This is a genomic window from Streptomyces speibonae, assembly GCF_984686075.1.
Genome location: NZ_OZ480260.1, coordinates 6397390 through 6412899, shown reverse-complemented (window position 1 = coordinate 6412899; position 15510 = coordinate 6397390). Strand labels below are relative to the sequence as shown.

Here is a 15510-nt window from a genome sequence, read left to right as displayed (position 1 = left end):
TTGCTGAACCGGTTCAACGCCCCGCCCTCGGCGAGCTATTCCTGGGACTCCTCCCGGGGCGCGCGGGCCCGCCGGACCAGCTCGGCCCAGACCTCCTTGACGCGTCGCTCCAGCTCCTCCAGGGAGCCGTCGTTGTCGATCACGATGTCGGCGATCGCGCGGCGCTCCTCGCGGGTCGCCTGGGCTGCCATCCGCGCCCGCGCGTCCTGCTCGGACATGCCGCGCCGGCCCACGAGCCGCTCGAGCTGCGTGGCGGGGGAGGCGTCGACGACGATCACCACGTCGTAGCGGGACGCCAGGTCGTTCTCCGTGAGGAGGGGGACGTCGTGGACGACGACGGCGTCCTCGGCGGCGGCCTCCTCCAGCTCGCGGGAGCGGGCGGCGACCAGGGGGTGGACGATCGAGTTGAGGAGGGCCAGTTTCTCCGGGTCGGCGAAGACGATGGAGCCCAGTTTCGGCCGGTCGAGGGCGCCGTCCTCGGTGAGGACGTCCTCGCCGAAGGCGTCCACGACGGCGGCGAGCCCCGGCGTCCCCGGTTCGACCACCTCACGGGCGATGCGGTCCGCGTCGACGAGCACGGCACCGCACTCGACGAGCAGCCGCGACACCTCGCTCTTGCCGGCGCCGATACCGCCGGTCAGCCCCACTGTCAGCATGAACAGCAGCCTAGGGCCTGCGCGGCGGTTCCCGTCGTCCGCCCCGGGGGGGCGGGCGGGAGCGGCCGTACAGGCCCTACGGGCGACTACCCGCGGCACCGGGTCCGCGGGGCGTCAGTTGTCGCCCTCCCGCTCCGCCAGGAAGCGCTCGAACTCGCGGCCGATCTCGTCGGCGGACGGGATCTCCACCGGCTCCGCGAGCATGTTGCCCCGGGTCTCCGCGCCCGCGGCCGCGTCGTACTGGTGCTCGAGGCCCTGTACGAGGGCGGTGAGCTCGTCGTCGCCCTCCCGGATCTGGCGGTCGATCTCGGTCTGGGTGCGGTGCGCGTCGGTGCGCAGCGCGTGCGCGACACCGGGCAGGACCAGGCCGGTGGCGGCCGTGATGGCCTCCAGGGCGGTCAGCGCCGCGTCCGGGTAGGGGGAACGGGCGATGTAGTGCGGCACGTGCGCGGCGACGCCCAGGACGTCGTGTCCGGCCTGCATCAGCCGGTACTCGACGAGGGCCTCCGCGCTGCCGGGCACCTGCGCCTCGTCGAAGGGGCTGTTGCCCGCCGGGACGAGATCGGCGCGGTTGCCGTGCGGGGTGATACCGACCGGGCGGGTGTGCGGAACGCCCATGGGGATGCCGTGGAAGTTCACCGACAGGCGTACGCCGAGCCGCTCCACGATCTGCTGGACGGCGGCGGCGAAGCGCTCCCACTCGATGTCCGGTTCGGGCCCGGACAGCAGCAGGAAGGGCGCTCCCGTGGCGTCCTGGACGAGGCGCACCTCGATGGCGGGCACCTCGTAGCCGCTCCAGCGGTCGCGGGTGAAGGTCAGCAGTGGGCGCCGGGCACGGTAGTCGACCAGCCGGTCGTGGTCGAACCGGGCGACGACCTGGTGGGGCAGCGAGCCGAGCAGCCGGTCGACGATCTGGTCCCCGGTCTCGCCCGCGTCGATGTATCCGTCGAAGTGGTAGAGCATGACAAGTCCGGCCGACTCCTGGGCCAGCGCCATGTCGACGACGCCGAGTCCCTTCGGCTCCCATGCGTACAAACCCTGCGGATCAAGCACAGTGACCGCTCCTCCTCGTGTTCGTACAACACAACGTGGCAGGCGGCACTGACATTCCCCGGCGGGGGTGACTCCTGTGGGACTGCGGGACATCGCGCCATCGGCCGGCCCGCCGGGCCACCCCGGACCGGGCAGCGGCGAGGGGCCGCACCCTCACGGGTACGGCCCCTCGGTCGACGGTCAGGGAGCGAGCGTCAGCTCTGCCCGCCCGCCAGCTTCTCGCGCAGAGCGGCGAGCGCCTCGTCCGACGCCAGCGCGCCGGACTGGTCGCCACCCTCGGAGGAGTACGAACCGCCACCGGACGCGACCGGAGCGGCGGCCTCGCCACCCTCGGCAGCGGCCTGGGCGTCCGCCTCGCGGGACTTGATGACCTGCGCCTGGTGCTGCTCGAAGCGCTGCTGCGCCTCGGCGTACTGGCGCTCCCACTCCTCGCGCTGCTTCTCGTAGCCCTCGAGCCAGTCGTTGGTCTCGGGGTCGAAGCCCTCGGGGTAGATGTAGTTGCCCTGGTCGTCGTAGGACGCGGCCATGCCGTACAGGGTCGGGTCGAACTCGACCGCAGACGGGTCGGCACCGAAGGACTCGTTGGCCTGCTTCAGCGAGAGGCTGATGCGACGGCGCTCGAGGTCGATGTCGATGACCTTGACGAAGATCTCGTCGTTGACCTGGACGACCTGCTCCGGGATCTCCACGTGGCGCTCGGCCAGCTCGGAGATGTGGACCAGACCCTCGATGCCCTCGTCCACGCGGACGAACGCACCGAACGGAACCAGCTTCGTGACCTTGCCGGGCACGACCTGGCCGATCTGGTGGGTGCGGGCGAACTGCTGCCACGGGTCTTCCTGGGTCGCCTTCAGCGACAGGGAGACACGCTCGCGGTCCATGTCGACGTCGAGGACCTCGACGGTGACTTCCTGGCCGACCTCGACGACCTCGGACGGGTGGTCGATGTGCTTCCAGGAGAGCTCGGAGACGTGGACCAGACCGTCGACGCCACCCAGGTCCACGAAGGCACCGAAGTTGACGATCGAGGAGACGACGCCGGAACGGACCTGACCCTTCTGGAGGGTGGTGAGGAACGTCTGGCGGACCTCGGACTGGGTCTGCTCCAGCCAGGCACGGCGGGACAGGACCACGTTGTTGCGGTTCTTGTCCAGCTCGATGATCTTCGCCTCGAGCTCCTTGCCCACGTAGGGCTGGAGGTCGCGGACACGGCGCATCTCGACCAGGGAGGCCGGGAGGAAGCCGCGGAGGCCGATGTCGAGGATGAGACCACCCTTGACGACCTCGATGACGGTACCGGTGACGATCCCGTCCTCTTCCTTGATCTTCTCGATGGTGCCCCAGGCACGCTCGTACTGGGCGCGCTTCTTCGAGAGGATCAGGCGGCCTTCCTTGTCCTCCTTCTGGAGGACCAGGGCCTCGATCTCGTCGCCGACGGCGACGACCTCGTTGGGGTCGACGTCGTGCTTGATCGAGAGCTCGCGGCTCGGGATAACGCCTTCGGTCTTGTAACCGATGTCGAGCAGGACCTCGTCCCGGTCGACCTTCACGATGACGCCGTCGACGATGTCGCCGTCGTTGAAGTACTTGATCGTCTCGTCGATCGCGGCGAGGAAGGCTTCCTCGTTACCGATGTCGTTGACCGCTACCTGCGGGGTGGTGGCGGTGGTCTCGGTGCTGCTCGTCATGTGGGAAAGGGCTCCGGTACGGACATTGAAGTCGTAGGTACTGCTACGCCGGAGCCCGTTTCGCTCTGCAGAAGCCGGACAGCCAAGTAAGCGCCCACCGTCGAACAGTGATGACGCCTCGAGAACCGAGGGGACATACAACAGATGCGAGCGCAGCCTGCTACGTCTGAGGCACGCAGGCTCGCAGCGCAACTTGTAGCATACGGGGGCAGCCGGACAGGGTCAATGCGCGAAGCCGCCCACCCGGGGCGGATCGCCGCATAACCGGCACATTTCCCCCGCATGGCGGAAGGCGCACGTCAGGCGATGCCCGGGACCACGCAGGGCCCGGCAACACCCATCGGCGACCCGCCGGGGTCCGGCTGGACGGAAGAGTACGACGAGGGAGCCAATCATCCAAGAGCGCGATGCACCCGAACCGGAGGCGACCCGGCGGGCGGCCGGTGTCGCGGAGAGTTCACGGGCCAACCGGGGCTGGTGGGACCGCAACGCGGACGACTACCAGACCGAGCACGGCACGTTCCTCGGCGACGACCGCTTCGTGTGGGGCCCCGAGGGGCTGGACGAGGTGGAGGCGGAGCTGCTCGGCCCGCCGGAGGAGCTGAAGGGACGGGACGTCCTGGAGCTCGGCGCCGGCGCGGCGCAGTGCTCGCGCTGGCTGGCCGCCCAGGGGGCGCGTCCGGTGGCGCTCGACATCTCGCACCGGCAGCTGCGGCACGCGCTGCGCATCGGCGGGCCGATCCCCCTGGTCTGCGCCGACGCGGGCGCGCTGCCGTTCGCCGACGCCTCCTTCGACCTGGCCTGCTCGGCGTACGGGGCGCTGCCCTTCGTGGCCGATCCGCGGCTGGTGCTGCGGGAGGTGCGCCGGGTGCTGCGGCCGGGCGGCCGGCTGGTCTTCTCGGTCACGCACCCGATCCGCTGGGCCTTCCCCGACGAGCCGGGCCCCGAGGGCCTGAGCGTCTCGGCGTCGTACTTCGACCGCACTCCCTACGTCGAGCAGGACGAGGGGGGCCGCGCGGTGTACGTCGAGCACCACAGGACGCTCGGGGACCGGGTCCGGGACGTCGTCGCCTCCGGGTTCCGGCTGGTGGACCTGGTGGAGCCGGAGTGGCCGGCCTGGAACACCTCCGAGTGGGGCGGCTGGTCGCCGCTGCGCGGGAACCTGATCCCGGGGACGGCGATCTTCGTGTGCGCGCGGGACTGACAACGTGATCCGTTACGACGCCCTGGACGCCCTTCCGGTACGGGACGCCCTGCCCGGGCTGGCCGGCGCCCTCGACACGCACGGCACCGCCGTGCTGGTGGCACCGCCCGGGACGGGCAAGACGACGCTGGTGCCGCCCGCGCTGGCGGGCCTGCTCGGCGCGGGGCCCGCGCGCCGGGTGGTGGTCGCCGAGCCGCGGCGCATCGCGGCCCGTGCGGCGGCCCGGCGGATGGCGTGGCTGCTGGGCGAGCGGGTCGGCGAGTCGGTCGGTTTCACGGTGCGCGGGGAGCGGACGGTGGGGCGGCACACGCGCGTGGAGGTCGTCACGACGGGTGTGCTCCTGCAGCGCCTGCAGCGCGACCAGGAGCTGACCGGGGTGGACGTGGTGGTGCTCGACGAGTGCCACGAGCGGCATCTGGACGCGGACACGGCGGCGGCGTTCCTGTGGGACGTGCGCGAGACGCTCCGTCCCGAGCTGCGGCTCGTGGCCGCGTCGGCGACCACGGACGCGGAGGGCTGGGCGCGGCTGCTGGGCGGCGCGCCGGTCGTCGAGGCGCACGGTGCCGCGCACCCGGTGGAGGTGGTGTGGGCGCCTCCCGCGCGGGAGGTGCGTCCGCCGCACGGCATGCGGGTCGATCCGGTGTTCCTGACCCATGTGGCGTCGGTGGTGCGGCGGGCGCTGGCCGAGCGCGACGGGGACGTGCTGGTGTTCCTGCCCGGCGTGGGTGAGATCGCCCGGGTGGCCGGGCACCTCGGTGACCTGGACGGTGTCGAGGTGCTCCAGGTGCACGGCAGGGCGCCGGCCGCCGTGCAGGACGCGGTGCTGTCCGCCGGACAGCGGCGCCGGGTGGTCCTCGCGACCTCGGTGGCGGAGTCGTCACTGACGGTTCCCGGGGTGCGGGTGGTCGTGGACTCGGGGCTCGCGCGGGAGCCGCGGGTCGATCACGCGCGCGGGCTGAGCGCGCTGACGACGGTGCGTGCGTCGCGGGCCGCCGGGCGGCAGCGGGCGGGCCGCGCGGGGCGTGAGGCGCCGGGGGCGGTGTACCGGTGCTGGGCGGAGGCGGAGGACGCTCGGCTGCCGCGGTTCCCCTCCCCCGAGATCAAGGTGGCCGACCTGACGGCCTTCGCGCTCCAGGCGGCGTGCTGGGGCGATCCCGACGCCACGGGGCTGGCCCTGCTGGATCCTCCGCCGGGTGGCGCCATGGCGGCAGCCCGCTCCGTCCTGACGGCCATCGGGGCGGTCGGTCCCGGCGGGCGGGCCACGGAACGGGGTGTCCGGCTGGCGGGGCTGGGACTGCACCCCCGGCTGGGGCGGGCGCTGCTGGACGCGGCACCGGTGGTGGGTGCGGAGCTCGCCGCGGAAGTGGTCGCCCTGATCGGCGAGGAGCCGCCGCGCGGCTACGGCGACGACCTCACCGGCGCCCTGCGCACGGCCCGCCGCGGCGGCGACGCGTACGCCGCGCGCTGGCGCACGGAAACCCGCCGCCTGCGCAGACTGACCGCCCACCCGGCTCCGCCGCAGGCCGGCACACCCGCGACGCCGGACGCCCGGAACGAACACCGCCACCCCCAACCGGTGCCCGACGCCCGGCCCACCGACGATCACCCGCAGACCACCGCGGGCACGGGGAGAGCAGCAGCCGCACCCCCGGACACACGGCACGGGCACGAGCCTCAGCCCGCCCCGGACGCCGGGACCGCCGACGGCCGCGCACACGCCGCCCCGGGCGCCCACCCGGCCGAAGACGACGCACACCACCCCGGGCCCGCCACCGGCACCCCGACCTCCGGCAGTCACACCCGGACCGTGCCGGGCACCGGGCACGAAGTGGCCGCACCGCCGCACCCACGCCACGAGCGCGGGCCTCAGCCCGCCCCGGACACCAGCACCGCCGACGGCCGCGCCCGGGCCGTCCCGGGCGGCGGACCGGCCATAGCTCCGCCGACGGGTGTGGAGCACGGGCGGCGTCGCGCCCGGGGCGTTGAGGGTGGGGAGGAAGCTCGGGTCGGGACCGTTGTCGCGTTGGCGTTTCCCGAGCGGGTGGCTCGGCTCGACGGGGGGTCGTATCTGACGGTGGCCGGGACGCGGGCCGAGGTGGGGGCGGGGTCGGCGTTGCGGGGAGCGGAGTGGCTCGCCGTGGCCGTGGCCGACCGGCCCGTGGGGCGTGGGCACGCGCGCGTGGGGCTCGGCGCGGCGGTCGACGAGGACATCGCGCGGTACGCGGCGGGCGCGCTGCTGGAGAGCCGCGAGGAGGTGCACTGGGCCGGCGGGGACGTCGTCGCGCGGCGGGTCGAGCGGCTCGGGGCGGTGGAGCTGGCCGTCCGGCCGCACACCGACGCCGGCCCCGCGCTCGTACGGGCCGCGCTGCTGGACGGGCTGCGCCGGGAGGGGTTCGGGCTGTTGCGGTGGCCGGCCGGGGCGGTCGTGCTGCGGCAGCGGCTGGCCTTCCTGCACCGGCGGCTCGGCGAGCCGTGGCCCGATGTGTCCGACGAGGCGCTCCACGCGCGCGTGGAGGTGTGGCTGGAGCCGGAGCTGAGCCGGGCCCGGCGACGGGCCGACCTCGCGCGGATCGACGCCGGCCAGGCGCTCGGGCGGCTGCTGCCCTGGGCCGGCGGGGAGGCGGCGCGGCTCGACGAACTCGCGCCCGAGCGGATCACCGTACCCAGCGGGTCCGCGATCCGGGTCGACTACTCCGACCCGGAGCGGCCGGTGCTCGCGGTGAAGCTCCAGGAGATGTTCGGGCTGCAGGAGTCGCCCCGGGTGGCCGGTGTGCCGCTCCTGGTGCATCTGCTGTCCCCGGCCGGCCGGCCCGCCGCCGTCACCGCCGACCTCGCGTCCTTCTGGCGGGAGGGCTACAAGGGCGTGCGGGGGGAACTGCGCGGGCGCTACCCCAGGCATCCGTGGCCGGAGGACCCGGCCTCCGCCGAGCCGACCCGGCACACCAAGGCGCGGCAGGGGCGGTGAACGAAGGCGCCCCTCCGCGTCGTACGGGAAGGGCGCCTTCGGCGGGGTGACGTGCCGTCAGCCGGTGGGTTCGTCCGAGGCCGACGGGCTCGGGGACGGCAACTCGGGCGCCGTCACGGTCAGTTCGAGGGTGAGGGTCGCTCCGCCCGCCGTGGTGATGCGGAGCAGGAACGTGCCGGTGGTGTCGTCCGCGTACAGCCGAGGCAGCTTCAGCAGGCCGTTCGCGTCCGTCTTCAGGCCGTCGAGGGTGCGGACGGCCTTGCCCTCGGCGTCCTTGAAGTAGGGGCCCTTGTCGTTCTCGGCCGGGTCGTCGGCCGAGGTGATGAGCGTGGCGGTGGCGGCGACCTTGTCGGCGGCGGCACCGTCGTACGTGGCCTTCACCTCGACCGCCGCGGCGAACTCGCCGCCGGCGGTGCCGGTCAGCGCCGCGTCATCGGTGCGGACGAGCGCGTCGGCGGCGCGCTCGGTGACCGTCGCCTTGTACTCGATGCCCGGCAGGACGCGGCCGACGACGACGGCACGGACGGTGAACGAGCCGGTCGTCTCGCCCGCCCGGAGCGCGGGTGCCACGGCGACGCCCGACGTGTCGGTGACGGCGGTCGCCACGTTCTCACCGCCGGCGAAGGTGGCGTCGGTGTCGCCCACGATGGTGAAGCGGATCCGCACCTTGGCGACGGCCTTGCCGGTGTCCGTCTCGGCGCGCGCGCTGATCTTCTCGGTGAACGCGTCGCCCGCCATCGCCGTGAGCGTTCCGGTCCCGGCGCGCTCCAGGTGGTCCACCGTGTCGGTGGGAGTCGGAGAGGGCGTGGGCGTGGTCGGCGGGGGCGTGGTCGGGCTGCCGCTGCCGGGGGTGGTGGGCCCGGGGCTCGGGCTCGAGCCGCCCGGCTTGTCGGAGGGCTTGGTACTCGGCTTGGTACTCGGTTTGGTGCTCGGCTTGGTGCCGGGCTTCGGCGCGGGCGGAGTGGCCGAGGCCGAGTCCGACGGGGAACGCCGCTCGCTGTCGTTGTCGCTGCGGTTCCCCGGCAGCGTGCCGGTGCCGTCCGGGATCTCGTGGCTGCCCTCGCGGTAGTAGTCCAGCCACCTCAGGACGGTGTTCAGATAGTCCGTCGAGTTGTTGTAGCTGAGGATGGCCTTCCGCAGGTCGCTCCGGTCGGACAGGTCCCAGTCGTTGCGGCACAGGTAGTGGCCGGCGGAGAGGGCCGCGTCGTAGACGTTGTTGGGGTCCTTGCGCCCGTCACCGTTGCCGTCGCGGCCCGCCCACGCCCAGGTGGAGGGGATGAACTGCATGGGGCCGACGGCCTGGTCGTAGGTGCTGTTGCCGTCGTAGGCACCGTTGTCGGTGTCCCTGATGAGGGCGAAGCCGTTGCCGTCCAGCTGCGGGCCGAGGATCGGGGAGAGCGTGGTGCCGTCGGCGGAGACGCGTCCGCCGCGGGCCTGCCCGGACTCCACCTTGCCGATGGCGGCGAGGAGTTGCCAGGGCAGATTGCAGCCGGGCTTCTTCTCGCGCAACGCCGCCTCGGCCTTCTTGTAGGCGTCGAGAACCGTCGCGGGGATGCCGGCCTCCGCGTCGGTGGCGGAGCCCTCCTCGTCCGTTCCGCTGCCCGGGGACGGGTTGGGGCTGTTGAGCGGCGGCAGGTCCGTGTAGTAGGGCGAGTTGCCGGTCGCGCTGTCGTCGGCGGCCTCCTCGGGCGAGGGCGTGCTGTCGGCGGTGGACTGTCTGCCCTGGTCGTCGACCGTCACGCCCGGAGCCTGGGATGCGGACAGGGCCGCCACCGCCGCCGCGGCCACGGCGGTGGTTGCCGCTCCCTTGCGCAGCCTCCTGCCGAAATGCGCCGCCATAGAGTGAACCCCTCCCGTGGGCGCCGCGGCGCCCGTCAACGTATGTTGTGCTCGCCCTGTTGTGACGTTCCGCCCGCCCCGCCGGTTGCCCTTCTCGGCCACCCGGCGTGACGGCCCTCGCGACCCTACGGCAACTTCCTTTGTACGGGCACCTGTTCGTGCCCCATATTCACCCTTTGGTCACGTTGATCGTGCGGCAGGGGCCGACCCCCGGGCGCTGGTGGGGCTGTGGCTGCTGGTACGCGAACCGCTGGTGGCGCCGGTACCGCGGGCCCGGCAGGGCCGGACGTCGGCGCTGCTGCGGTGCGGTGCGCCGCGCACGCGCCCTGGCGTACGACGGCGGTGCGCCGGTACGTCTCGGCCGTGCTGGGCGCGTCGACGCATGTGGTGTGGGACGCGTTCACACATCCCGACCGGTGGGGGATGCGGTTGTTTGCCGTGCTGGGCGGGGAGATCGCGGGCTCGCCGCTGTACTGGTACCTGCAGTACGGGGGTTCGGCGGTGGCGGCCGCGGTGATCGCGCTGTTCGTGGCGCGGGTGCTGCGCCGTACGGCACCGGCGGCGGCCGGGCCGGCGGGGGTGCCCGTACTGTCGGCCGCCGACCGGTGGTGGGCAGTGGCGCTGCTCGGGGGGGTGCGCGGCGGCGGGGGCGGTGCAGCGGGCCTCGCGGTGGTGAGCCTACTGGGGGGCGACCGCGAAGCCCTGGGAACTGATCCCGTCGGCCTGCTTCGGCGCGGGCGCGGGGCTCGTCCTCGCGCTGCCGTTGTACGCGGTGGCCGTCAGGGCGTGGCGTCCGGCCCCTGCCACGGAGGGCTCTGCAGACTCCGGTACACGGCCGGAGAGCCGTACGGCCGCACGCTGAGCGTCTCGCTCGCCGCGACGAACACGGTGACGGTGCGGACGGGTCGGGGCCGGGGCAGCCAGGTGACTGCGAGGGTCAGATAGGCGCGGGCCAGTTCGGCCCACAGCCGCCAGGGCGGCTGCTCGCCGGGGAGTACGGCACCGGGGGTGCGGCGGGTGCGTCCGCCGTCGGCGAGGCGGCGGCCGAGGTCCGCGGCGGCGTTGCGCAGCGCGGCCGCGAGGCCGGCGGGGATGCGGGCGGTACTTGCGGCGGCCGCGAAGACCGGGACCGGCGGAAACGCCTTGAGGGTGGGCCCGTCGGCGTCGGCCCGCGGGGGTCCCGCTCTGCGGTGAAGCATGCGTATACCCATGCGTCGCATCCTGTCGGCCGCGCCGGACAGCGGCTTCCCCGCACGGTCCACGCGAGTGAAGATCCCACGGCGGCCCGGCCGGTTGCGCCGCGTCAGGATGTGGTGGGGGACATGGCGCGCCGGACGCTCTCGTGGAGCAGGGCGCGGCGCCGGTCGTGGGTTTCGGCCGGCTCCTCGGCGGTCGCCGCGTAGACGTTGCTGACCGGCGACCAGGCCATGGACATGGCGATGACCATGGCCATCAGCTCGAACGGGTCCCCCTCGCGGACCAGCCCCGCCGCCTGCGCCTCGGCGATGGCACGCAGTTTGCGGTCGTCACGGCGGTCGGCGTCGTCGACGAGATGGCCGGACGGACGCCGTTCGAGGCGGGCCCAGGTGGCCAGCCGGATCAGGTCGGGGCGGCGCAGGTACTCGTCGTAGAGGCGTACGGCCCAGTCCGCGAGGTCGGTCGCGTCGATCGGGACGACGTTCACGATCCTGTCGAGCGAGCTGAGGAAGATGGCGTCGAACAGCCCTTCCTTGTTGCCGAAGTAGGCGTACAGCTGCGCCTTGTTGGTGCGCGCCCCGGCGACGATCCGCTCGACGCGCGCCCCGGCGATCCCGTACTCGGCGAATTCCTTGGTCGCCACGTCGACGATGCGCTGGTACGTCGCCGCTCCGCGCGGGGTCAGGGGGAGGTCGGCCATGCCGCCAGCGTACCAGGCATCACAACAGAACAGTCGGTTTGCTTTGCGCCGCCGGTGCGCCTACGGTGCGATAGACCGAACAGTCTGTTTGAGGGGACCATCATGAGGACCACCGTCGGCTGGATGGCGCAGGGACCGTCGAGGACGTTGCGCCGGACTCCGCTGAAGCGGCGCGACCTGCGCCCCGACGACCTCGCGGTCCGGGTGGACTACTGCGGGGTGTGCCACACCGATCTGCACGCCGTCGAGGCCCGGGGCGGTGCGGGGGACGCGGCTGTGGTGCCGGGGCACGAGTTCACGGGCGTGGTGACCGCGACCGGTACGGCCGTCACCCGCTTCGCCGCCGGGGACCCGGTCGCGGTGGGCAACATCGTCGACTCCTGCGGGGACTGCGTCATGTGCCGGGCCGGTCAGGAGAACTTCTGCCGGGACCATCCGACCCTGACCTACGACGGCACCGACCGGCACGACGGATCGACCACCCTGGGCGGCTTCTCCCGGGAGTACGTCGTCCGCGACCGCTTCGCCCACCCCCTGCCGGCCGGACTCGACCCGGCCGCCGCCGCTCCCCTGCTCTGCGCGGGGATCACCGTCTGGGAACCCCTGGAGGCCCTCGGCGCGGGCCCGGGAACCCGCGTCGCCGTCGCGGGGCTGGGCGGACTGGGCCATCTCGCGGTCAAACTCGCCGTCGCACGCGGCGCCGAGACCTCCGTCATCAGCCGCTCACCGGCGAAGGCCGACGACGCCCGCCGCCTCGGGGCGAGCGGGTTCGTCGTCTCCACCGACGCAGGGCAGATGGCGGAGGCGCGCGACCGCTTCGACATCGTCATCGACACCGTCTCCGCGCCGCACGACCTCGGCCCCTATCTGCGGCTCGTCGCCATGGACGGCACGCTCAGCCACCTCGGGCACCTCGGTCCCGTCACCGTGGAGACCCTGGATCTGCTGGTGGGGCGCAAGAAGCTCAGCTCGGCGGGCAGCGGCGGCCTGCCCGCCACCGCCGCCCTGCTGGACTTCTGCGCCGCACACGGTGTCACGGCGGACATCGAACTGCTGCCCTCGGCGCGGGTGAACGAGGCCCTCGAACGGCTCGGGCGCAACGACGTCCGCCACCGTTTCGTCCTGGACCTGTCCGACCTGGACTGACGGCACGCTGTCCGAAGGCTCGCGCCGTGCTCAGTGGGCAGCCGACTCCCAGTCCGGGCCCACGCCCACCGACACGCCCAAGGGGACGCGGAGGCCGACCGCGGAGGCCATTTCGCGGCGGACCAGTTCCTCCACGGCGGTGCGCTCGCCGGGGGCGAGTTCCAGGACGATCTCGTCGTGGACCTGGAGGAGCATGCGGGAACGCAGGTCCGCCTCGCGCAGGGCGCGGTCCACGTTCAGCATGGCGATCTTGACGATGTCCGCCGCCGTGCCCTGGATCGGCGCGTTGAGCGCCATGCGCTCCGCCGCCTCTCGGCGCTGGCGGTTGTCGCTGTTGAGGTCGGGCAGGTAGCGGCGGCGGCCGAACAGCGTCGCCGTGTAACCGGTGGCACGGGCCTCGGCGACGACCCGCTGCAGATAGTCCCGCACCCCGCCGAACCGCTCGAAGTAGGCGTCCATCAGGGCGCGCGCCTCGGCCGCCTCGATGTTCAGCTGCTGGGAGAGGCCGAAGGCCGACAGCCCGTACGCCAGGCCGTACGACATGGCCTTGATCTTGCGGCGCATCTCCGCGTCGACCGCGGACCGGTCGACCGAGAACACCTGGGCGGCGGCCGTGGTGTGCAGGTCCTCGCCCGAGGTGAACGCCTCGATCAGGCCGGCGTCCTCGGAGAGGTGGGCCATCACGCGCAGTTCGATCTGGCTGTAGTCCGCGGTGAGGAGCGCCTCGAAACCCTCGCCCACGACGAACCCGCGGCGGATCGCGCGGCCCTCGTCGGTGCGCACCGGGATGTTCTGGAGGTTGGGGTCCGTGGAGGACAGCCGGCCGGTCGCGGCGACCGTCTGGTTGAACGTGGTGTGGATGCGGCCGTCCGCGGCGATCGTCTTGATCAGGCCCTCGACGGTGACCCGCAGCTTCGCCTGCTCGCGGTGGCGGAGCATGATCACCGGCAGTTCGTTGTCCGTCTGGCCGGCCAGCCAGGCCAGGGCGTCCGCGTCGGTGGTGTAGCCGGTCTTCGTCCGCTTGGTCTTGGGCAGGGCCAGTTCGCCGAAGAGGACCTCCTGGAGCTGCTTGGGCGAGCCCAGGTTGAACTCGTGCCCCGCCGCCGCGTGCGCCTCCTTCACCGCCTGCTGCACGGCGCCCGCGAACATCTGCTCCATGGCTTCCAGATGGGCCCGGTCGGCCGCGATGCCGTGCCGCTCCATGCGGGCCAGCAGCGCGGACGTGGGCAGCTCCATGTCGCGGAGCAGATCCGCCGCGCCCACCTCGGCCAGGCGGCCCTCGAAGGCCTCCCCCAGGTCGACGACGGTGCGGGCCTGCAGCATCAGCGCCTCGGCCTCCGCCCCGTCGTCCGCGCCGAAGGCGAGCTGGCCGTCGGGCGCGGCGGCGGGTGCCAGCTCGCGGTGCAGGTACTCGAGGGACAGCGCGTCCAGGTCGAAGGAGCGGCGGCCCGGCTTCACCAGGTACGCGGCGAGCGCGGTGTCCATGGTGACACCCTCGATGGTCCAGCCGTGTTCGGCGAAGACGCGCATCGCGCCCTTGGCGTTGTGGAACACCTTGGGCCTGTCCTGGTCGGCGAGCCAGGCGGCGAACGCCCGCTCGTCGGCCTCGTCCAGCTCGGCCGGGTCGAACCAGGCGGCGGGCCCGGCGGCGGAGGCCAGCGCGATCTCGGCGACCGAGCCGGTGCCGAGGGCCCAGGTGTCGACGGTGGCGACGCCCAGCGGGCCCGTGCCGTGCTCGGTGAGCCAGCCGGCCAGCTCGCCCGCGCCCAGCACGGTGCCGTCGAGCTCCACGCCGCCGGTGACGACCGGAGTGGTCTCGGCCTCCTCCGCGCCCGGGTCGACGGCGAACAGACGCTCGCGCAGGGAGGGGTTCCTGATCTCCAGAGTGTCCAGGACCATCGCCACGGCCTTGCGGTCGTACGCGGCCCGCTCCAGGTCGGAGACGCCCTTGGGCAGCTCGACCCGGCGCTCCAGCTCGGTGAGCCGGCGGTTGAGCTTGACCGCCTCCAGGTGGTCGCGCAGATTCTGCCCGGCCTTGCCCTTGACCTCGTCGACGCGCTCGACCAGCTCGGCGAAGGAACCGAACTGGTTGATCCACTTCGCAGCCGTCTTCTCGCCGACGCCCGGGATGCCGGGGAGGTTGTCGGACGGGTCGCCGCGCAGTGCCGCGAAGTCGGGGTACTGGGCGGGCGTCAGACCGTACTTCTCGAAGACCTTCTCCGGGGTGAACCGGGTCAGCTCGGAGACGCCCTTCGTGGGGTACAGCACCGTGGTGTGCTCGGAGACCAGCTGGAAGGAGTCCCGGTCGCCGGTGACGATCAGCACCTCGAAGCCCTCGGCCTCGGCCTGGGTGACGAGGGTGGCGATGACGTCGTCCGCCTCGTATCCCTCCACGGCGAAGCGCTCGGCGTGCATCGCGTCGAGCAGTTCGCCGATCAGCTCGACCTGGCCCTTGAACTCGTCCGGGGTCTTGGAGCGGTTCGCCTTGTACTCGGTGAACTCCTCCGAGCGCCAGGTCTTGCGGGACACGTCGAAGGCCACGGCGAAGTGCGTGGGCGCCTCGTCACGCAGCGTGTTGGCGAGCATCGACGCGAAGCCGTAGATCGCGTTCGTCGGCTGGCCGGTCGCGGTGGTGAAGTTCTCCGCGGGCAGCGCGAAGAACGCGCGGTACGCGAGGGAGTGCCCGTCCATGAGCATCAGTCGCGGGCGGGCGCCGGGGGTCTGGTCGGTCTTCTTCGATGCTGTCTCTGCCACGTGTCCGATCCTGCCATGCGGCACTGACAGTCGGGGGCGGTGTGGAGTCGCCCCCTCCGCCCCTTCCCGTCCCGTCCCCGGGGGCAGGCCCCCGGAACCCCCATGTCGGCCCTCCGGTCCTCGTCCTCAAACGCCGGACGGGCTGGGGGGGACCACTGGACGGGGCTGGGGGCGCCGGGCGGGCTGGGGAGGGGCGTCGGGCGGGTTGGGGGGCGGACCGGCTGGGGGGATCACTGGACCGGCTCGGGGATTCGGTGGGGCGGGCATATACCGGGCCGGCTCGGACGGGCGGCACCGCGGGACGGGGT

At 73.1% G+C, this 15510-nt stretch carries 10 protein-coding genes and 1 pseudogene; 4 read left to right on the top strand and 7 right to left on the bottom strand.

Annotation, left to right across the window (positions count from 1 at the left end; genetic code table 11):
* Positions 1-35 precede the first annotated feature (35 nt).
* The 3 genes from coaE to rpsA form a co-directional block, all read right to left on the bottom strand.
* Positions 36-656 (bottom strand): dephospho-CoA kinase, encoded by a 621-nt coding sequence (gene coaE, locus AC5L3C_RS28790; protein WP_493651817.1) that lies wholly within the window; start codon positions 654-656, stop codon positions 36-38.
* Between the two features lie 114 nt (positions 657-770).
* Complete coding sequence (locus AC5L3C_RS28785) at positions 771-1709, bottom strand: PAC2 family protein (RefSeq protein ID WP_493651816.1); 939 nt, start codon at positions 1707-1709, stop codon at positions 771-773.
* A 194-nt stretch (positions 1710-1903) separates the two neighbouring features.
* Complete coding sequence (rpsA, locus tag AC5L3C_RS28780) at positions 1904-3397, bottom strand: 30S ribosomal protein S1 (protein WP_125507257.1); 1494 nt, start codon at positions 3395-3397, stop codon at positions 1904-1906.
* A gap of 391 nt (positions 3398-3788) precedes the next feature.
* Between rpsA and AC5L3C_RS28775 the strand changes: the two genes are divergently transcribed.
* Entirely contained in the window at positions 3789-4601 is an 813-nt protein-coding gene (locus tag AC5L3C_RS28775) for a class I SAM-dependent methyltransferase (protein WP_493654072.1), read from the top strand.
* A 4-nt stretch (positions 4602-4605) separates the two neighbouring features.
* Positions 4606-7566 (top strand): ATP-dependent RNA helicase, encoded by a 2961-nt coding sequence (locus AC5L3C_RS28770; RefSeq protein ID WP_493651813.1) that lies wholly within the window; start codon positions 4606-4608, stop codon positions 7564-7566.
* 57 nt (positions 7567-7623) lie between these two features.
* On the opposite strand, the gene AC5L3C_RS28765 is transcribed toward AC5L3C_RS28770, so the two are convergent.
* Positions 7624-9405, bottom strand: coding sequence for a lytic transglycosylase domain-containing protein (locus AC5L3C_RS28765; RefSeq protein WP_493651812.1), 1782 nt, complete (start codon positions 9403-9405; stop codon positions 7624-7626).
* A gap of 214 nt (positions 9406-9619) precedes the next feature.
* On the opposite strand from AC5L3C_RS28765, the pseudogene AC5L3C_RS28760 reads away from it, so the two are divergent.
* Positions 9620-10267 (top strand): annotated as a pseudogene (locus AC5L3C_RS28760) (DUF4184 family protein); the annotation flags it as partial.
* On the opposite strand, the gene AC5L3C_RS28755 reads toward AC5L3C_RS28760, so the two are convergent.
* A complete protein-coding gene (locus AC5L3C_RS28755) occupies positions 10185-10616 on the bottom strand; it encodes a hypothetical protein (RefSeq protein WP_493651811.1) in 432 nt (143 codons plus the stop codon). The pseudogene AC5L3C_RS28760 and the gene AC5L3C_RS28755 sit on opposite strands and share 83 nt — an antisense overlap.
* 92 nt (positions 10617-10708) lie before the next feature.
* Positions 10709-11302 (bottom strand): TetR/AcrR family transcriptional regulator, encoded by a 594-nt coding sequence (locus AC5L3C_RS28750; RefSeq protein ID WP_125507245.1) that lies wholly within the window; start codon positions 11300-11302, stop codon positions 10709-10711.
* Between the two features lie 102 nt (positions 11303-11404).
* Here AC5L3C_RS28750 and AC5L3C_RS28745 point away from each other — a divergent pair, with 102 nt between their 5' ends.
* Complete coding sequence (locus AC5L3C_RS28745; protein ID WP_493651810.1) at positions 11405-12448, top strand: NAD(P)-dependent alcohol dehydrogenase; 1044 nt, start codon at positions 11405-11407, stop codon at positions 12446-12448.
* Between the two features lie 30 nt (positions 12449-12478).
* Here AC5L3C_RS28745 and polA read toward each other — a convergent pair whose 3' ends face one another.
* Entirely contained in the window at positions 12479-15202 is a 2724-nt protein-coding gene (polA, locus tag AC5L3C_RS28740) for a DNA polymerase I (protein ID WP_493651809.1), read from the bottom strand.
* Positions 15203-15510: the final 308 nt, after the last annotated feature.